Origin of the sequence: Corallococcus sp. AB049A (assembly GCF_003668885.1) — a bacterium.
Taxonomy (GTDB): domain Bacteria; phylum Myxococcota; class Myxococcia; order Myxococcales; family Myxococcaceae; genus Corallococcus; species Corallococcus interemptor.
The window spans coordinates 1-419 of record NZ_RAWL01001250.1 but is presented as its reverse complement, the minus strand read 5'-3'; the positions used below and the strand labels follow the sequence as shown (position 1 = coordinate 419).

Here is a 419-nt window from a genome sequence, read left to right as displayed (position 1 = left end):
GGCTGAAAGAAGCGCGCGCGTGTAAGCCTCGCCCGGCGCTTCGAAAATCTGGCGGACGGTGCCGAATTCCACCACCTCCCCGCGCTGCATGACCATGACGTGATCGGCAAAATCCCGCACCACCGGCAGGTCGTGAGCGATGAAGATGAAAGAGAGGCCCATTTCGCGGCGCAGCTTGTCCAGCAGCGCAATGACCTGCGCCTGAACCGAAACGTCGAGTGCAGAAACCGCTTCGTCGCAGATGATGAGCTTCGGCTCCAGCGCCAGCGCCCGGGCAATGGCGATGCGCTGCCGCTGGCCGCCGGAAAACTGATGCGGATACCGGCGCATATGATCCGGTGAAAGACCCACCTGCTGTAGCAATTCGCCAACCCGTTCGCGCCATTTCGCCCTCGGCACTATGTCCGGATGAATGACCC

At 62.1% G+C, this 419-nt stretch carries 1 protein-coding gene; it reads right to left on the bottom strand.

Features of this window, described 5'->3' with window-relative positions:
• Positions 1–419: ABC transporter ATP-binding protein (locus D7X55_RS41695; protein WP_147470525.1), on the bottom strand; the 419-nt coding region annotated here is incomplete at both ends.